This window comes from Pseudomonas sp. GL_091 (genome assembly GCF_057837725.1).
Genome location: NZ_CM174451.1, coordinates 4,209,745 through 4,224,909, shown reverse-complemented (window position 1 = coordinate 4,224,909; position 15,165 = coordinate 4,209,745). Strand labels below are relative to the sequence as shown.

Annotated in this window: 24 protein-coding genes; 12 read left to right on the top strand and 12 right to left on the bottom strand. The window is 53.9% G+C overall.

Annotation, left to right across the window (positions count from 1 at the left end; translation table 11 throughout):
• Nucleotides 1-127: 127 nt before the first annotated feature.
• Both AC3ITY_RS19185 and AC3ITY_RS19180 read right to left on the bottom strand, forming a co-directional pair.
• Nucleotides 128-1,198 (bottom strand): acyltransferase family protein, encoded by a 1,071-nt coding sequence (locus AC3ITY_RS19185; RefSeq protein ID WP_489304385.1) that lies wholly within the window; start codon nt 1,196-1,198, stop codon nt 128-130.
• 357 nt (nt 1,199-1,555) lie between these two features.
• Nucleotides 1,556-2,662 carry an acyltransferase family protein gene (locus tag AC3ITY_RS19180; protein WP_489304384.1) on the bottom strand — a complete coding sequence of 369 codons (1,107 nt, stop codon included), beginning with the start codon at nt 2,660-2,662 and terminating at the stop codon, nt 1,556-1,558.
• A 241-nt stretch (nt 2,663-2,903) separates the two neighbouring features.
• On the opposite strand from AC3ITY_RS19180, the gene AC3ITY_RS19175 reads away from it, so the two are divergent.
• On the top strand, nt 2,904-3,089 hold the full coding sequence (locus tag AC3ITY_RS19175) for a hypothetical protein (RefSeq protein ID WP_489304383.1): 186 nt from the start codon (nt 2,904-2,906) through the stop codon (nt 3,087-3,089).
• Nucleotides 3,090-3,540: 451 nt separating this feature from the next.
• Here AC3ITY_RS19175 and AC3ITY_RS19170 read toward each other — a convergent pair whose 3' ends face one another.
• The gene (locus AC3ITY_RS19170; RefSeq protein ID WP_489304382.1) at nt 3,541-4,590 is read right to left on the bottom strand and encodes a tyrosine-type recombinase/integrase; all 1,050 of its coding nucleotides are present in this window, start codon (nt 4,588-4,590) and stop codon (nt 3,541-3,543) included.
• A gap of 1 nt (nt 4,591) precedes the next feature.
• Nucleotides 4,592-4,834 carry a DUF4224 domain-containing protein gene (locus AC3ITY_RS19165; RefSeq protein ID WP_150756586.1) on the bottom strand — a complete coding sequence of 81 codons (243 nt, stop codon included), beginning with the start codon at nt 4,832-4,834 and terminating at the stop codon, nt 4,592-4,594.
• 765 nt (nt 4,835-5,599) lie between these two features.
• Between AC3ITY_RS19165 and AC3ITY_RS19160 the strand changes: the two genes are divergently transcribed.
• Nucleotides 5,600-6,037, top strand: coding sequence for a hypothetical protein (locus tag AC3ITY_RS19160; protein WP_489304381.1), 438 nt, complete (start codon nt 5,600-5,602; stop codon nt 6,035-6,037).
• Between the two features lie 3 nt (nt 6,038-6,040).
• Here the strand turns inward: AC3ITY_RS19160 and AC3ITY_RS19155 are convergent, their stop codons facing one another.
• The 6 genes from AC3ITY_RS19155 to AC3ITY_RS19130 form a co-directional block, all read right to left on the bottom strand.
• Nucleotides 6,041-6,367, bottom strand: a complete 327-nt coding sequence (locus AC3ITY_RS19155; protein WP_489304380.1) for a hypothetical protein — start codon at nt 6,365-6,367, stop codon at nt 6,041-6,043.
• An 81-nt stretch (nt 6,368-6,448) separates the two neighbouring features.
• Nucleotides 6,449-6,910, bottom strand: a complete 462-nt coding sequence (locus AC3ITY_RS19150) for a hypothetical protein (protein WP_489304379.1) — start codon at nt 6,908-6,910, stop codon at nt 6,449-6,451.
• Complete coding sequence (locus AC3ITY_RS19145) at nt 6,907-7,179, bottom strand: hypothetical protein (protein ID WP_489304378.1); 273 nt, start codon at nt 7,177-7,179, stop codon at nt 6,907-6,909. The genes AC3ITY_RS19150 and AC3ITY_RS19145 overlap by 4 nt, the downstream gene beginning before the upstream one ends.
• Before the next feature lie 150 nt (nt 7,180-7,329).
• Nucleotides 7,330-7,530, bottom strand: coding sequence for a carbon storage regulator CsrA (csrA, locus tag AC3ITY_RS19140; RefSeq protein ID WP_151213759.1), 201 nt, complete (start codon nt 7,528-7,530; stop codon nt 7,330-7,332).
• Between the two features lie 65 nt (nt 7,531-7,595).
• On the bottom strand, nt 7,596-7,799 hold the full coding sequence (locus tag AC3ITY_RS19135; protein ID WP_489304377.1) for a hypothetical protein: 204 nt from the start codon (nt 7,797-7,799) through the stop codon (nt 7,596-7,598).
• Nucleotides 7,796-8,245, bottom strand: a complete 450-nt coding sequence (locus AC3ITY_RS19130) for a tellurite resistance TerB family protein (protein WP_090455588.1) — start codon at nt 8,243-8,245, stop codon at nt 7,796-7,798. The genes AC3ITY_RS19135 and AC3ITY_RS19130 overlap by 4 nt, the downstream gene beginning before the upstream one ends.
• A 107-nt stretch (nt 8,246-8,352) precedes the next feature.
• Between AC3ITY_RS19130 and AC3ITY_RS19125 the strand changes: the two genes are divergently transcribed.
• Entirely contained in the window at nt 8,353-8,568 is a 216-nt protein-coding gene (locus tag AC3ITY_RS19125) for a hypothetical protein (protein WP_489304376.1), read from the top strand.
• Here the strand turns inward: AC3ITY_RS19125 and AC3ITY_RS19120 are convergent.
• Together AC3ITY_RS19120 and AC3ITY_RS19115 are read right to left on the bottom strand one after the other, a co-directional pair.
• Nucleotides 8,565-8,813, bottom strand: coding sequence for a DUF1654 domain-containing protein (locus AC3ITY_RS19120; RefSeq protein ID WP_489304375.1), 249 nt, complete (start codon nt 8,811-8,813; stop codon nt 8,565-8,567). The two genes, AC3ITY_RS19125 and AC3ITY_RS19120, sit on opposite strands and share 4 nt — an antisense overlap.
• 162 nt (nt 8,814-8,975) lie before the next feature.
• Nucleotides 8,976-9,698 (bottom strand): LexA family transcriptional regulator, encoded by a 723-nt coding sequence (locus AC3ITY_RS19115; protein ID WP_489304374.1) that lies wholly within the window; start codon nt 9,696-9,698, stop codon nt 8,976-8,978.
• A gap of 106 nt (nt 9,699-9,804) precedes the next feature.
• On the opposite strand from AC3ITY_RS19115, the gene AC3ITY_RS19110 reads away from it, so the two are divergent.
• Genes AC3ITY_RS19110 through AC3ITY_RS19070 form a run of 9 tightly spaced genes read left to right on the top strand, consistent with a single transcriptional unit; the run spans nt 9,805 to nt 14,947 of the window.
• Nucleotides 9,805-10,026 carry a Cro/CI family transcriptional regulator gene (locus AC3ITY_RS19110; RefSeq protein WP_056724266.1) on the top strand — a complete coding sequence of 74 codons (222 nt, stop codon included), beginning with the start codon at nt 9,805-9,807 and terminating at the stop codon, nt 10,024-10,026.
• A 40-nt stretch (nt 10,027-10,066) separates the two neighbouring features.
• On the top strand, nt 10,067-10,564 hold the full coding sequence (locus tag AC3ITY_RS19105; protein WP_489304373.1) for a YmfL family putative regulatory protein: 498 nt from the start codon (nt 10,067-10,069) through the stop codon (nt 10,562-10,564).
• Between the two features lies 1 nt (nt 10,565).
• Nucleotides 10,566-11,417: a hypothetical protein gene (locus tag AC3ITY_RS19100; protein ID WP_489304372.1), complete on the top strand. Its 852-nt coding sequence runs from the start codon at nt 10,566-10,568 to the stop codon at nt 11,415-11,417.
• Nucleotides 11,398-12,180 (top strand): ATP-binding protein, encoded by a 783-nt coding sequence (locus tag AC3ITY_RS19095; RefSeq protein WP_489304371.1) that lies wholly within the window; start codon nt 11,398-11,400, stop codon nt 12,178-12,180. The genes AC3ITY_RS19100 and AC3ITY_RS19095 overlap by 20 nt, the downstream gene beginning before the upstream one ends.
• Nucleotides 12,180-12,680 carry a hypothetical protein gene (locus tag AC3ITY_RS19090; protein ID WP_489304370.1) on the top strand — a complete coding sequence of 167 codons (501 nt, stop codon included), beginning with the start codon at nt 12,180-12,182 and terminating at the stop codon, nt 12,678-12,680. The genes AC3ITY_RS19095 and AC3ITY_RS19090 overlap by 1 nt, the downstream gene beginning before the upstream one ends.
• Nucleotides 12,681-12,709: 29 nt before the next feature.
• Nucleotides 12,710-12,919 (top strand): hypothetical protein, encoded by a 210-nt coding sequence (locus AC3ITY_RS19085; protein WP_150755820.1) that lies wholly within the window; start codon nt 12,710-12,712, stop codon nt 12,917-12,919.
• Nucleotides 12,916-14,193 carry a tyrosine-type recombinase/integrase gene (locus tag AC3ITY_RS19080; protein ID WP_489304369.1) on the top strand — a complete coding sequence of 426 codons (1,278 nt, stop codon included), beginning with the start codon at nt 12,916-12,918 and terminating at the stop codon, nt 14,191-14,193. The genes AC3ITY_RS19085 and AC3ITY_RS19080 overlap by 4 nt, the downstream gene beginning before the upstream one ends.
• A gap of 39 nt (nt 14,194-14,232) precedes the next feature.
• The gene (locus AC3ITY_RS19075) at nt 14,233-14,553 is read left to right on the top strand and encodes a hypothetical protein (protein ID WP_223464330.1); all 321 of its coding nucleotides are present in this window, start codon (nt 14,233-14,235) and stop codon (nt 14,551-14,553) included.
• Nucleotides 14,554-14,557: 4 nt separating this feature from the next.
• Entirely contained in the window at nt 14,558-14,947 is a 390-nt protein-coding gene (locus tag AC3ITY_RS19070) for an antiterminator Q family protein (RefSeq protein ID WP_223464332.1), read from the top strand.
• Nucleotides 14,948-15,165 lie beyond the last annotated feature (218 nt).

Here is a 15,165-nt window from a genome sequence, read left to right as displayed (position 1 = left end):
GCGTGGAAAAAGAGTTGACCACCCAGGCTAGCTCTTTTTTGTAGCACGGTGACAGCTATCCATCGCGGTACCCAATTAAAGTCCGACACACCGTGTCGGGCTTTTGCGTTCTTGGCTCCGCCCCGCATTAGTCGGCTTTTGTGACTGACCCTGTCGATACCCTGTTGCCAAGGAGGCGCTGGAGCAAAGCACGAAGACGCGTCGACATGGGCTTTTCGATGAACTGATTCACCGCGTAAGCAGTGGCCAAAACCAGCACGATGACACCCCAGAAGAGCAGATGGACGTTTACCTTGTCGTATAGCAGGTTGAACGTCATGAAGCCTATGAATTGGTGCAGCAGGTAGAGCGGGTAAGTGAGCGCCCCAACCGTTGCCCAGTTGGTCCGACCAAAAAATCCTGTGTTGCGAGTAGCGCAGAGCAGCATTGCAACGAAAAAGCTCGTAACGATCGCAATGACCACGAGTGAATCTACTTCCAGCTTGAAAACACCCGTCAATACAACTGCTTGCTTCAGTGCTTGATATATCGCCAAGGCAAAAGAAATTGCGATAGTCATGGTGCGGATAATGGAAAAACCATTTTTCCAGACCATGAACATTGACGCTCCTGCAATGAAGAAAGCCGCATATTCGGAAATCAAATACACAGACAGCTTGTCAGTTTCCCATAATGCCGTCTTCGCTGTATAAGCGAGCCAGGCAATCATGAAATACTCTGCGTTGCGCATCTGTTTAAATGCCAACAGAATGGCAATCAAAAGATAAAAGCGAATTTCGATGAAGATGGACCAGTAGGCACCATCGATAGACGGTACATTCATGAACTCACTGAACATTGTCATGTTGGCGAGATACTGACTAAAAGTTGCCGAAAAACGCCCATTGCCCATCAACAGGATTGCAATAAATGTAATGCTGCAACACGTCCAGAATGCAGGGTAGAGCCGAACGATCCTGGATATTGCGAACGACTTCAGGTTCGCATTTGAAGCCGTCATGAATATCACAAAGCCGCTGATCATAAAAAACAGCTGAACACCAAGAAATCCATACTTTGTGGCTGGAACAATCCAAGGGTAGGACATGACAGACAGATCGTCGTACGCATGCCCACGAAAAGAATAATGAAAGAACAGGACGGCAATTGCCGCCAGGAACCGAAGTAAATCGATTTCGTTTATGCGGTCTTTAGCCATTGATACAGACAATTGGATGACCCTGGTGCGTGATGAGTATTTTGTTGTCAGGCGCGCATCCTACCGCCAGATCCAATGAAAGCGAAGTCAAGTCTGCCGTTGTCATGGCCCCGTCATCGGGTGGGTACTCTGTTGATCGGAGAAAAAAAGATGGCCGAGACCGAAAAAGACTGCAACATCCTCGCGTGCACCCTGTAGGGCGAGGCCCGCGGCAAATCCCGGGCCGACCAGGTCGCCGCGGCCTGGACCATCTGCAACGAGCGAATGACGGCAAGGTCCGGGGGCCGTTCGCCAAGACGTTCGTAGGTTTTTTATCGTGCAGAAAGAAGGCCCGCTGATTTGGCGGGCCTTCTTTTGTTACACCAGCGTTGTGCGCTCTTTCAGTGCTTCCGGCTCTGGTGCTGGAGCTGGCAATGCGTAGCTGTCAATGAAGCTTGTCTGGGGGCGCTCGCGGTGACGACCTTCGGAAACCATCCGGATAATCTTCCGCGCCGGCTCTTCAATGCAGTGATACAGGAACATCGAGAAGGCCACGATGAGGGGAATCTCGAACTTCAGATCCATCATGCCAAACAACTTGCGCTCAACAAACAGCACCATGATGTGACACATGTAGAGGCTGAAACTGATCTTCCCGAAGTAAACTGACACTGGGTTGGAATAAGCCCAAATCGGCCCTGCGCGGAAAAGACTTGCAATCATCAAGATCACGAGGAACGGGAAAAGCATGTCGAAGTAGTACTGGATGCTGGTTGCCCAGAACATCAGCAGGATCAGTGGGGCAATTGCGATTGCGGTCACTCTCCAGAGCTTGGAGTCCGGCAGATCATGGCATACCTGATATGCGCAGTACCCGGCTACAAAGTAGACGATGCACTTGATGGTCCAGATGCCATTGGCAAGCAACTTTGGTTGCAGGAAGGGCGCGTAGAGTGCCAGACCGATCAATAGTAGTGAGAGCGAAATCTTTCCCCACTTTCTTGTGAAGTAGGCGATAAATGGAAAGGTCAGGTATGCCGCCCACTCGCAACTGATCGACCATGAAGGCTGATTGAATGTCAGATCGGGGGTTACGCCCCATGCATGCACCAGAAACAGGTTCGCGTAGAAGGTGTAGGCACTATCGACCGGCGACCACTCATATAGACGATGCATCGGCAGAATGAACGCTGTAATGACCAGCATAAACAAGTGCACCGGGTAGATCCGTGCAAGCCTGGCCACCCAGAACTTGATAGCTCCCTTTGGACGCAGACTGTCTGCAAAATCTTTCCCGTGGACGTAGGCCAGAATGAAGCCGGACAGGATAAAAAATATATCGACTCCAAGGCCTCTCGTCTGGAAGAGAAATGCCAGGCCACCGTAGGCATTGGCGAGATCGCCGTATCGAATGTGAAGCAACAGGACTGACAAGGCAGCGAATCCCCGTAGCCCGGTCAGGTTTTGTATGTGTACGGCGCGCATCAATCACTCCATTGCGATTGTCTGGCAGGTCGAGCCTGTAGGGAGGGCGGCGATTAAATCATAGCTTTCACACAAAAACATACAATTGGCCATTACCTTGATTTTTGCCGGTTACTGAAAATCATAATGACGTGGAAGGGTAATGAGTTTCGTGCCATTTTTTGCACCACTGGTCGAGTAATGAGAGTGGAAGTCGTGTATTGAAAAAAATCTGGACGATTGCATCTGGTTATCAATCTCGATGCTCGTTTTGGGAAGGAAATCCACGTCGCAAAAAACCATTGCTGCGGTAGTGGTCAGCCTGGGCAATTTTGTCGGTATGCAGAGTGCCGTTGCAGATAACAATCTGTTCAAAAGCTATGCATATGACACTCCAGTGGCGAGCTGCACCGACGCGGTGGGTTTGATCTTCAGCAGCGACAAATGAATCATGGTTTCGCTTGCGCCCTATGACCGCGATCTATTCGGTCGTGCCATCGGCACCGTTGCCAAGACGTTCGGTCTGGTAGCGCTCAGTGATGGAAAATCCGTACTGGATCTTATTGAGCTCAGGGGTAAGGTAAGTGCCGGTTGAATCCGGGGGTGTTGCGCAAATGGTCGAAAAAATGCGCAATCGGTACGACCAGAGGCGGCAGGGAAAGCCAAACCCCAGAAACGACAAAGCCCTGAATAATCAGGGCTTTGTCGTATAAAGATGGCGGAGGCGATGGGATTCGAACTCATGGACCTGTTACAGTCGACGGTTTTCAAGTCCGATATGCAAGTCCCTTTATTCTGCGGTGTGCAGCTCCTTTTCGTTCTAATACGAATTTTTTTTGCCACCTCTACAGGCCGCGTTTTACAAGGGGGGGTATTAGGGTTTTGTAACACTTTTTGGGCTATTTTGAGGGCTTAGCAATGGCGCCGACACGACGGTAAACGCGCTCGGTAATGTCGCCTTTGGTATGTCCTAGCAGCAAGCTGGCCTCACCAATATCCTTGATCTCTGATGCTGCTTTAGGTCGGATGTCTCGGAATTGAAACTCTGCGATCCGGCTCGCTAAGTGCGTGTCACTATTATCAAGTGCCGCTTGCTTTGCCTTCTCTCTTGCCTCATCCCATCGCTTACGCAGCATGGTAGCGGTCATCCGTTTTCCTCTTTGACTAACTATCAGATAACTCGACAGATGCTGCGCATTACGCTTGGCGATCTGGGCGATCAGCAAGCCCAGGCTGTTTGCAGAGCCGTCAGTGGTAGTCTGTATTCGAAGTTTTTTACTGGTTTTGTTTTGCTGAACCATCAGGAATCCACCCTCGATGTCATCCTTGCGCATTACTAGTACGTCCGCTGGCCGTTGACCGGTCAGGTAAGCCAGGTCCATGGCATCTTTCAGCTCTTGACCTGCCTTCTGGTACACCGCCTTCCATACCGCATCGTTTGCGTAGTAATCGCGCGGGGTTTCCTTGTTTTTACGGACTCCTTGGCACGGGTTTTCCTTTGTGGTTAGACCCCATTCTCGTGCCATGTTAAATACGTGGGAGAGGGTGGCGATTTCGCGATTTGCCCGCACTTTTGCCGAGCGTGCATCCCTGTAACCGGCAATTGCAGCAGGTGTTATGGCATCGATAGGTGCGCTGTCGAACATTGGTCGCAGTTGCTTAATCTCTGACAGGTTGTCCTTCTGGGTGCGTGCTGCTTTTTTGGGGACAATATCGCGAATATACCTATCAAAGATGCCCTTCATGGTTCGAAGATCAAGAGGCGCCTCCTTGGCTTCGAGTTCAGCCCATTTGACCCTGGCCTTGTCCAAGTCTTTGCCTAGCGGTATCGCCTTTCCCGACATATCCAAGTAGTAGTAAGCAATCCAGGTTTTTCCGCTTTTCCGGGGACGTGTCCACTGATACATCCTTGGCGGTAAGTTGCGTGTTTCGGCATTGCGGGGGCGCATATCAGTTCACTCGTGAGAAGTCTGGCGTCCATGCTGGCGCCGCGGGAGTGGAGGGCGGGTTGAGAGCGGTAGGTGACACCATGCCCAACTTCATGCGGACATAGTGCCGACCAACCAACGGGCGCTTGCCTCGGCTTTCGATGAAGACCCATTGGTGGTCGATCAGCCAGCGTCGCTGGGAAGCCCTGGCCTTGTAGCCGGTGATAATCGCCAGTTCTTCGTCCGAAAGAATTTCGGATTCCATGTGATGCTCCATGCCGCGGGTGGCGGCAGAAGGTGGGTGAGTGGAGGTGGCAGTTCGTTTGCTGAAGGCGCCAAGTCGGCGGCTGTTGCGCTGATGCTAATCAGCGTCTTGCGGGTCCGGGTGAAACCGGGTGAATAGGTTTTCTGTGGGCATGGGGATGTCCTTCGCCGATGATCGGCTACAGTTGATAGGTCACTGATATGGAGATCGAATATGAAGTGCTTAATCTGTCAGGCTGCCGCCAGGATTGTTCAAGCGCCTGGAGACTGGTCAGAGGTCAAATGCTCAGCTGGTTGTGGACACTTCAGGGTTTCAGCGAACCTTGTTGCGAAGATGAAGTTCAAGAAGGAATCCTTCGACATCGAACGCACAAGGCGATGGCTTGATATGTCCCGGAATAAGGAGCCTGTGCCATTGATATCGACCTACGATTACAACGTTTCCTTACTGCATCGGGATGCAGAAGAGAGATCTACAAGCCTGCGGAATCGTTCTAGAAAGTCGGTAACTTCAGATTAGATAGAAGTTCTTGCTTCGATCTGGCGAAGTGCATGCTGCACGGCGGTGATGACCAGCTTCATCACCGTCGTGCGCTCATCCTATGGCGGCGCGACAGGTTAGCCCCTCCTGCATGGCGACTACCGCCGTGGTACCAGCGGCGCCCTCCGTGACCTGGTGCGCAGCGTAGTAGCTAAATAAGGCTACATGGTCTACAAAGACATAGTCTCAATTCGTCCAATGACGGACTCAATCGGAGCATGTGCAATGGATTTCACAAGAGACCCAAACGATTTCCTCAGTTACATCACCAAAGTCAAAAGGGACTGGGCTCTTGCTTCTTCTGAGTTGCTCGACCTCGTCGAGCATTGGCAAGATTTGTCGATGAAGCATTTCGCAGGTATGACTTCAATAGCTGCGAAGGAGCGCAGCATCGAGGGAGAAGTATTGGGTAAACAGTTTTCCATCGAGATCAATCCAATCTCCCTGGATAAAGCTGGGCTGGCAGAAGCTGTATTGTTCTTGCGCCAAGTCGGAGGTTCAAAATCGGAATTGGGTCGATTTAGCGTTCGTCGTGATGGAGCGATTTTAAGCAGCGATGGATCAGTTCTCGTATATCCGCAAGATGATCACTACAGCTACCAAATATTCACCACAATCATGCACGCTGTGATTGAGGCGCCCACTCCAGTCGATGCCGAATAACCGTCAGGTGTCATCGCTGCAGCCGCGTAACTCGTCATGCCTGTATGCCCGTTCCAGTTTTCGCGACACGTTTTCGCTGATCGTGATTTCGTGTCGCGACATGTTGGCGAATCGGGCGGACTCCTCGGTGGGAGCCGCTGCTAGGTTAAGGATGAAGGTTGACACCGTCTCCTGCCATTCCTCGAAGTCGTGGCGCTCGCCCAGCACTTGGAGTGCATCTGCCAGCGCCTTCGACACAATTAGCGACCGTTTCTCGGCGCCGATCCGGTCCAGCAAGGCTTTCTCCTTGGCGCGCTTGTTCCGCTGAGTATCCGCGTTGCTCTTGGCCATAGCCTGTCTCTTCAATTCTTTGGGCTGGTAGATCCAGCCATGTCTGTCGTCGGCGCTGGCGCACCTGGTTGCTTATTCGTCTCATGCTGCCCTCTGTTGACTCCAGATACCCACGGCGTCGAACACCCGTGCGGCCTGCTCTTCAGTCAGCGATATCTCGGCGGGGATGGCGATCCAGCCCGAAGCGACCCGATGATTCGGATTGCTCTCGGCGACCAAGTCTTTGTAGGTTTCCTCGATCACGTCTTCGAGGTGCGCGGCCAGATAGTTGCCTTGGGGAGCAACCTCTACTGATTTAGTGTAGCGGTGCCCTCGTTGATCGCGACACTGGACGCTGAGATAGATCGTCCAACGGTGGGGGAAGTCGCAGACTGCTTCGGCCATGCGTTGTCCTGGCGGGATGCTCTTGCAGCTCTTCCTGTTGATCATCCCTTGGCGTCCGCTGGGGTCGATGTGGACCACCGCGACGTGATTGGCATTGAGCAGTGCCCGGCTCGCTCGCTCTATCCGGGTACGCATGTTGTTGGGCTTTCGCTTTTTCATAGCGTCACCGCAATCTGGCGATTGGCCTTTGCTTCAAACTGTATTGCGAGTTCGTGAGCGGCCTTGTAGTCGTCACGGAAGGCGCGAGTCTTGCCGGTGGTGCGGTCTTTAATCTGGTACATGCCGATACTTTTCCCGTTGACTTGAAAGCGCACCGGTTTGAATGGCTCTTGCCGATTAGGGCGCCCGCATAGCACGACTTGTGCAGCCTTGGTTTTTTGCAGTAGCACACCGAGTTCATCGAAGCGCTCTTTAAATGATGGATGCATGGCTGATCCCTCGGAGTAGGTTGCGTGTATTCGTCAGCACTCCGACCACCTGCTGGTCGCCATTGGGCAGCGAAGGGTGCTAATTGATAAAAGGCACGCGTAAAAAAGCCCGATCGGAACCGGGCCATTGTTTGCGTTACGAAGACCAGCCTAAGTGATCGCAGGTGTTGCCATCGGGGGCTTCGAAAAGCCTGCCTGAATGCGCTGCGTGATTTCTTCTCGATGCACTGCGACTTCCTTGGGCGCGCTTGTCCCGATGCGTACCTGTTGGCCGCTCACACCCAGTACGGTGATCGTGATGTCATTGCCTATGTTGATGCTTTCACCTGTTTTACGAGTCAAAATCAGCATTGTCCATTTCCTTGCGTTAGTTGGTTTCCCAATGCCGCCTTGTAAGAGGCGGCATCAGTGAAACATCACTGCACTACGCGGATTTCATTGCGCGGGAACCACGCCCCTTCAACCAGAACCATGCAGCCTACAAAGGCGGCGTAGCGCGTCTCTCGGTCAGTCTGGAAGCCGTAGTAGGAGCAAGTGGCCCGAGAGGCTACGTTGCTCAGCAACATGCAGCCGACGATCAGTGCCAGCAGGACCAGCAGAACCTTTGTCGCGTACTTCACGCCTCGATACCGTAGTCAGCCAGGCGCAGACCGAAGTGCATGCCTATTTCCTTCAGCACCACCAACTCTGCTGGCTCGATCTGACCATCAGCCTGGGCAACGGCAAGAACGTTGACGAAGGCTTCCTCCGCGTCGGCCGGAACGTTTTTGATGTCGGCCAGTTCCCGCTTGATCGCCAATCGACCTACTTGAAAGTTGGCGTTCAACTGGCCTGTAAAACGATTGATAGTTTCGGTGATCTCGCTGCCGAAGTGCGTCAAATTGGGGTTGGAGCGAATCAACTCATCCAGCTTGGAAACCTCGCTGGCTTCAATCTCACCATCAGCCGCAGCGACTAATAGGCCGCCACCGACAATGGCCTGCATCAAGTCGCGGTTAACGACCTTCTTCATTTCGGCCTGGGCGTTGCCGACTTGTTTTCCGAAGAGTTTTTTCATTCCGAACATGGTGTTTCCTCATACAGGGGAGGGGATTTGCCACATAGCCCTGCTGCCAAGGCTATGAAGTGAAATGTGATTGGGCTGTCAGTGGGACTCAGATACGGCGCACGTAGGTGGGAGTCGCCCACGCCTGGTGCGTTAGTCTTTTTGCGGCTGACAGCTTTGAATCGATTGGGTTGTTAAAGAGCGGCGGGTGGCCCCGTATTGCCGCTGCGATTCACTGCGACGAACAAATATTGCCGCCGGATATATTTAAAGTCAATGCCGCCGGAGATGTATTTACGATCTATGAAAAAAAACCCGTGCTGGACGGGCTTTCTTTGGGCTAGATATTTGCGGGGAGATCCCAAGAGATACGTGCGGCGCAGTCATCTTCTCGACGCACTAGTACGTGCTCGGTTTCTGCTATCGCTTCAAGGAGCCGTTTCCAGTCCTCAAGGCATTCATCTGCTTCCTTGCAAATGACTGCCGTTTTTCGTTTTTGGGCAGCGGGGGCGCTGATGATTTTTTGGATGCGGAGTCCAAGAAGCTCAAACGAATTTGACGGTGTTGGTTTGTTTTTTGGCTTTGCCATAGCACTGCTCCTTTTTTGTATGGATACACAGTGAATGGCTTGAACCCTAAGCGCTAAAGATTAACGATTAAAAACAATTATTTAACAGAGAAAAGCCCGCAATTTGCGGGCTTCAGAAGGGAGGTGTCCAGGGGAATTAGAGACAAATCGAAGGGCTCAAATTTAGATTCTGCCCAGCACTTTGCTGGGGGCAAGAATTGCCCCTACGTAATGGATTTTCTCGATATCAACCCGAGCTACTGTCAGCCGCTCGCCGTAAGCCGTGTTGATCGACATGAGGCTGACCTCTTCTTCGGTCTCGAAGAGAAGTTCTTTAACCATGCTTTGTCCATCAACGGTGGTGACCATCACATACTCACCCGGCACTAGGCGGTGATTGGGTTCGCAGACAGCGACCCACCCGCTACGGATCGCTGGTGCCATTGAGTCGCCCTTGAGCCGGAGTGCGTAGGCGTCCTCATCTCTGGAGTAGGTCTCAACCCAGCCAGCTGCCTGGTCAAGGCTTGTCCAATATCCCTCACTGCCGAGCTGTGCGGTGCCTTCGATATTGATTCTGCGAGGTGAGGAATAGATGGGGGGGCCAGCCTCGACATTGGATTCGAAGCTGGACTTCGCCATTTTCGCAATCTCATCAGCCAGTCGAGGGCTGAATGACTCCACGGGCTTGGAAATCAATCCGGCAATTGCGCTAGCGACTTTCGCATTCAGTGCGTTGTAGCCGTTCAGGTACGAACTGACGGAGCCCTGATTTATGCCTAGGGCATCTGCGATCTTTCCCTGAGTCAGGGCGTCACGCCGTGACTTGCCTGTGTTGAAGGCGTCCACAGCCACTTTGAGTGCCAAGCACTCTTCTTTTTCCCAGTCTTCGAGTTCGCGTTTTTTCATTCCACGATTATTCCTAGCGGCGATATTTAATCAAATGCCGCCGGGCTTGATTAATTAAATTCCGCCGGAGATACTTGGTGGGTGTTTAACAAAGGAGATCGGCGAGATGAGCCGAAAAAGTCTGGATGAGTTTGCTCGTGCACGCGGGCAAACCAACGCAGCAAATCTGCTTGGGATGTCCCAAGGGTCGCTCAACAAAGCTCTGCAGGTTGGCCGTGACATTTTTGTAACTGAACACGCAGATGGCTCTTTCACAGCTGAAGAGCTCAGACCATTCCCGGTCCAAAGCGCAAAAAGGTCGCGTCGCCGGATGCTGCCCATTTCATGAGCAAACTTTGAGCGCAACGGCGCCGAGAGAAAACTAGACGATGAAATCGCCAGTGCTAGACACCCGTCGCAAAGCCGTCATTACCGCTGCTAATGCATTCCCTGGTGGACTTGCATACGCCTCTGACTTTCTTGGCGAAGAGAATCTCAAGCGCTTCAAAAACCGGATTTACGAGTCGGCAGGCGTCAAGCCCCTCACCGACGATGAGGTCTGCACGCTTGAGACTGAAGCCAAAACCACATTCTTGCCGGACTACATCTGCGCGATGTACGGCGGCGTTTTTGTTCGCCTGCCTGAGGTTGGCGATCTGGACAACGTAGACATGCACCAGCGCTCGTTACGTACTTCTGTGAAGCGCGGTCGGGTTGACCAGTTTCTTGCCCTGGCGCTGGAGGACGGCGAAATCACGGCAGCGGAAGCCGCAGAGATTCTGGCCTTGCATGCGAAACACTTGGCTGCCCGGCACGAAGAGGTGACCGCACTGATTGAGTTGCACAAATCGAGACGCCCAGCCCGACCGCCAAGCGGGAAGGGTTGATATGCAGTTCACGATCACGATCAACCAGGTGAAAGCACTGGAGTGGGGGTTGAACTCCCAGCAGGCGCTGCTGTTTTCGTTTGTCTACGAGTGCCCTAGCTGGGCAAGGCCAATCAAGACCGATAACGGGATTTTCTTTGCCTTGAGCAAGGCAAAGATCGTGGAGGAATTGCCCTTGCTCACCGACAAACCAGATACCGCATATCGGCTTCTCAAAGGGCTCGAGACCGCCGGGCTGATCGAGCTATCCCACACTTCCAACATCAGTTTGTTTCGTTTGACCGAAAAGGCCAAAGAGTGGAATCGCAAGTTGGACGGGTCGGAAAAATATCCGACCTCTGAGGCGATTGAGGGTCGGAAAAAAATCCGATCTACCTCGGAAAAATCTCCGAGCAAGGTCGGAAAAATCTCCGAACAGGGTCGGAAAAAAATCCGAGGAGGGTCGGAAAAATTTCCGACAAATCAGGGTACCAGTAATCAGGGTACCAATCAGGTAACCAGTAATCAGGAGAAGCAGGGCGCTAACGCGCCAGGCAAATCGCTAAAGTTCGACCCGCTGACCGCCAAGCCGGAAAACGTCAGCATCGAGGTTTGGGGCGACTGGTGCCAGCACCGCAAGGAAATCCACAAACCCCTTACCGCCAAGAGCTGCGAACAACAGGCCAAGGCCTTGGCGAACCATCCAGCCCCCGATTCCGTTCTGGCCCTTTCGATCAGCAACGGATGGACGGGGATCTTCCCCGACAAGGCAGTCATCCCCGCGCCACTTCCGACCAGTCGCCATTCCGGCTTTGACACTCGCGATTACAAGGCCGGTACCAAGGAGAACGCCAATGGCACCTTCCGTCTCTAACTTCGGCGCTCACATGGACCGCAAATTCGGCGTCATCGGCCGTCAGCCAGCGAGCTGCTTCGATCATGGCGAATATTCGGCGGTCATCCTCAAGGGTGGCAACCTGTCTGGGTGTCCCATTTGCGCGAGCAACAAGCGCGACATGCAAGAGCTCGAGCGCAAGCGCGTTCAGTTTCGGATTGTTCAGCAATCAAGCGCCCGGATTCCGAAGCGTTTCGCGGCAAAGACATTCGCCGATTTCGTCGTGTCGAATCCGGCCCAGCAGATTGCCCTAGATGCGTGCACCGACTACGTCGACAACTTTTCGAAGCATCGCCGGGAAGGTCGCTGCATGTTGCTGTTGGGGAAGGTCGGTACGGGCAAGACCCACCTGGCCATTGCCTCGGCCAACCACCTGATCAACGAATGCATGGTCAAGGCGATTTACCGCACGGTGGGCACACTCATCGGCGAGATCCGGGCGACGTTCAATGATCGCTCAGGCGAGTCCGAGGCGCACATCTTGCGTGAAGTGATCGGCGCGGACCTGCTGGTGCTCGATGAAGTCGGCGCGACCAAGCAGAGCGAGTTCGAGCTGGCCACCTTGTTTAGCATCATCAACGGTCGTTACGAGCAATGCCGCCCGACGATCATCGTCAGCAACCTGTCTCCCGCTGAACTGAACGACGCCATTGGTGCGCGCTGTGTCGATCGCATTCGCGAGAACGGCTGCATTGGCGTGCCATTCGAGTGGGAATCTCAGCGTGGTAAGGAGGGCTTCTGATGAACGCCGCCAAGCAACAAAACGTGCTCGCCGGGCAATCGTCGCTCGCCCGTAAAGTGTTCCGGGTCGTGCCAATTCAGGAGCGTTGGAGTGCACACGATATTTTTAATTCGTTGGTAGCTGCCGAAGCCACGGCCGCCCAGTTCCCGGCTGTCCGTCGCGGCCTGGGCGAGTTGAAGGAGGCAGGTCTCATTCGCGAACCCGTTAACGGTCACTTCCAGCGTACCGCCATCACCATCAAATCCCCGAGAGAGCAGAGCATGTCAATAGAAACTCAGCCGGCCGTTATGACCATCAAGAAAACCGATGCCAGTGCTCTGGATACTTTGGCGGTGCTGTCCGGTGAGGTAATCAGCTTTGCCGAGGAGGTCGGACAGCGCATGAAAAAACTGGCGGCGCGCATTGAGGAAGTGGCTCTTTCCGTCGAGGCAGAGCGTGAGACCAATGCTGAAGCACTCGATAAATTCAAGCTTCTGCAATCTCTGCTGAAGGGGGGTTAATGGGCAAACGCATGGGGATCAGCTTGGAGATGCTCGATCGCCGCTTGGCTACTCCGGATCCGGAAAACTATCGGTTTGCCGTGTTCTGCTGCTCGTACAAGGTGGACTTGGGCAGCACCCCCGATCACGCATTGGCGCTGTTCGTTGACCAGGCAATGGCCGAGCGCTACGGCGCTTGGATGTGGCCCTCGACATTTGAAGTGGTCGACCTGCTTAGCAAAAGGGGCGATGACCAATGACTGCTCCGTTGAAAACCCTGACGGTGAAACTGTCTGATGCGGTCATCAAACAGCATGCCATCGACCCGACCATAACCGAGCTGAAAGATCCGCGGCACCCGCTGCGGTTTCGTTATCGTCACGACCGCAGCAAAGGCAGTTGGCACCTGGTGCGTTTCGACAAGGGCGCGAAATGGAAAAAGGCTGCCAACTGGCCCGACGTGCCTGCGCGGGTGATGCTCGACAGCTTGCCGGTAGTGCAGGCCCGGTTGTTGGCCGATCCGACGGCAGCAGCCACAGTGGATGGCTGGGAGCGGGTCGGGCAGGTGCTGGAGTGGTACGCAGCGCGCTTGAAAACCGATAACAGTTTGTCCAAAAGCCGTCGGGGATCGTCGTTGTCGGCGATCCGCTGCCAGTTGTTGCCCGCTCTGGGTGATTTACCCTTGTGCAAACTCAATGCCGATACCTTGGATCGACACTTGGTCTGGCACATGCAGGCCGAGTACAGCCTGTCCTACGTCAAGTCGGTGTTGGACGTACTGAAGGTGGTGTTCGGCGCCGCCTTGACGCTGAAAAAGATCACTGTGAATCCACTGCTCGGGGTGTCGTTCAGTCACTTCACCAAGGCCAAAATCAAGCCCAAGGGAGCGCGCTTGCGACACGTCGCTGTGGTGGACCTGCTGGCCGAATGGGGCGAAGCGTTCAACGCGGAACCGGCGGCCGTGACGCTGCTGGTGTTGATGCTGACCCATGCCACGCGGATCACCGAAACCCGTCTGGCCATGTGGAAAAACATCCACCTGGACGCGGGGGAATGGTTCATCCCGGCCGATGACACGAAATCCAAGCGCGACCACCTGTTGCCGTTGACCACGCAGGCCGTGGCTTTTCTAGAGCGCTACCGAGCGCAGCAGCGGGCCGAGGGTTACGACGGGGCGTACCTGTTTCCGGCGACTTCACGTGCGGGGCGCCCGATGTCACGCAGCCAGGCCTTTGCCATTTTTGCCCGGTTGGGGGCGGGCGAGTGGACCAGTCACGACCTGCGCAAACTCGCGCCTTCCATCTGGGCCAATCTCGGTGTCGATTCGCTGGTGGGCAAGCTGCTACTCAACCACGCCCTGACCGAATTGGAGCGCACTTACTTTCAGGCAATGGGCGAGATGGTAAAGCGCAACGCTCTGGAACGGTGGCATGGCTGGCTCGACGCACAGGGTTTTGATGCATTGCAGGACAAGACAGGAGCAAGACGCGCGAGCAAGCCGGTTGCCCTGGACCCCTCGGGCTGGTTGGCCTGAAGCCGAAAACAGAAATTAATCTTACAAGAGGATTCAAACATGCAGAAAGGGCAGGGGATTGGCATTAAGAGGGAGCGGATCGAGCTGGAGCCTTGCTCGATCTGCAAGCGCAAAGCGGTAGTGGAAGGGGTGTTTTATGAGCAGATTTGTACTGCATGCAATGGCTCAGGTTGGGTTGTTTTGGGTAGCAGGTTGGTGCTTTCTTCGGACGAGTTAGTCACCCAGTTGAGTTTCAAATTGCAGCGGGCTCAGCGTGAAATTGAAGTGCTCAAGCAGAGATCGTCGATATCTGACCAGGCCGAGTATCACCAAATGAACAACCGTCGCGGTGCCGGCGGCACAAATTACACAGGGGATTGAGAACATGATGATTCGAAAGCCGGCGGGCCGACCTTTGGGTGATACCGAATACCTGCTGGAGCAGTGGGGCTGGTGGCGGATGGATGGGGCTGGCGTCCCCATCTACATCTCACCGACTTTGGCGCTAATGCGTCAGGCAATGCCGCAAGTGTCGGCGAGCAAAAGCTATTGCATTACTGATGAATGGGCCGGAGCTATTGATAGCGCAGTTGCGCGGCTCTCACACCGTGATCGACAAATGGGCGATATTATTTGGCTTTACTACGGTGCTAAATGGCCCATGGTTCGGGTTGGTAAGCACTACAGCATAAGTGAAGGGAAGGTGCGGGAATTGGCGAGAGCAGGCATTGCTTGGATCGATTGTGCTATCGATGCAATGCGGCAAGCTGCTTAATCTATTAGCCGATTGCTGCCTTTCGCGAAAGGCAGCACAATCAATAGCTGCCAGTCATTAGTGTCTACAGAATGAGGGGCGATTCACATTCCCCATATTTGTGAAAAAGCACCTGCTGTCTAGGAAGTCGGGCATTCAGCATGGCTAGCTCCTTGAGCTACGCTTTAAGGGCTGTGCTCACGGACGTTGAGAGCGGTCCAACGCAGTGCAGGGGAGGC

Excerpts from the sequence above, each read along its gene's own strand:
- AC3ITY_RS19090 (WP_489304370.1), top strand. The coding sequence starts at position 12,180 with ATGAACGCCGCCAAGCAACAAAACGTGCTCGCCGGGCAATCGTCGCTC.
- AC3ITY_RS19100 (WP_489304372.1), top strand. The coding sequence starts at position 10,566 with ATGCAGTTCACGATCACGATCAACCAGGTGAAAGCACTGGAGTGGGGG.
- AC3ITY_RS19085 (WP_150755820.1), top strand. The coding sequence starts at position 12,710 with ATGCTCGATCGCCGCTTGGCTACTCCGGATCCGGAAAACTATCGGTTT.
- AC3ITY_RS19180 (WP_489304384.1), bottom strand. The coding sequence starts at position 2,662 with ATGCGCGCCGTACACATACAAAACCTGACCGGGCTACGGGGATTCGCT.
- AC3ITY_RS19170 (WP_489304382.1), bottom strand. The coding sequence starts at position 4,590 with ATGCGCCCCCGCAATGCCGAAACACGCAACTTACCGCCAAGGATGTAT.
- AC3ITY_RS19130 (WP_090455588.1), bottom strand. The coding sequence starts at position 8,245 with ATGTTCGGAATGAAAAAACTCTTCGGAAAACAAGTCGGCAACGCCCAG.
- csrA (WP_151213759.1), bottom strand. The coding sequence starts at position 7,530 with ATGCTGATTTTGACTCGTAAAACAGGTGAAAGCATCAACATAGGCAAT.
- AC3ITY_RS19120 (WP_489304375.1), bottom strand. The coding sequence starts at position 8,813 with ATGGCAAAGCCAAAAAACAAACCAACACCGTCAAATTCGTTTGAGCTT.
- AC3ITY_RS19095 (WP_489304371.1), top strand. The coding sequence starts at position 11,398 with ATGGCACCTTCCGTCTCTAACTTCGGCGCTCACATGGACCGCAAATTC.
- AC3ITY_RS19155 (WP_489304380.1), bottom strand. The coding sequence starts at position 6,367 with ATGGCCAAGAGCAACGCGGATACTCAGCGGAACAAGCGCGCCAAGGAG.
- AC3ITY_RS19145 (WP_489304378.1), bottom strand. The coding sequence starts at position 7,179 with ATGCATCCATCATTTAAAGAGCGCTTCGATGAACTCGGTGTGCTACTG.
- AC3ITY_RS19080 (WP_489304369.1), top strand. The coding sequence starts at position 12,916 with ATGACTGCTCCGTTGAAAACCCTGACGGTGAAACTGTCTGATGCGGTC.
- AC3ITY_RS19160 (WP_489304381.1), top strand. The coding sequence starts at position 5,600 with ATGGATTTCACAAGAGACCCAAACGATTTCCTCAGTTACATCACCAAA.
- AC3ITY_RS19165 (WP_150756586.1), bottom strand. The coding sequence starts at position 4,834 with ATGGAATCCGAAATTCTTTCGGACGAAGAACTGGCGATTATCACCGGC.
- AC3ITY_RS19175 (WP_489304383.1), top strand. The coding sequence starts at position 2,904 with ATGCTCGTTTTGGGAAGGAAATCCACGTCGCAAAAAACCATTGCTGCG.
- AC3ITY_RS19105 (WP_489304373.1), top strand. The coding sequence starts at position 10,067 with ATGAAATCGCCAGTGCTAGACACCCGTCGCAAAGCCGTCATTACCGCT.
- AC3ITY_RS19070 (WP_223464332.1), top strand. The coding sequence starts at position 14,558 with ATGATGATTCGAAAGCCGGCGGGCCGACCTTTGGGTGATACCGAATAC.
- AC3ITY_RS19115 (WP_489304374.1), bottom strand. The coding sequence starts at position 9,698 with ATGAAAAAACGCGAACTCGAAGACTGGGAAAAAGAAGAGTGCTTGGCA.
- AC3ITY_RS19150 (WP_489304379.1), bottom strand. The coding sequence starts at position 6,910 with ATGAAAAAGCGAAAGCCCAACAACATGCGTACCCGGATAGAGCGAGCG.
- AC3ITY_RS19185 (WP_489304385.1), bottom strand. The coding sequence starts at position 1,198 with ATGGCTAAAGACCGCATAAACGAAATCGATTTACTTCGGTTCCTGGCG.
- AC3ITY_RS19110 (WP_056724266.1), top strand. The coding sequence starts at position 9,805 with ATGAGCCGAAAAAGTCTGGATGAGTTTGCTCGTGCACGCGGGCAAACC.
- AC3ITY_RS19075 (WP_223464330.1), top strand. The coding sequence starts at position 14,233 with ATGCAGAAAGGGCAGGGGATTGGCATTAAGAGGGAGCGGATCGAGCTG.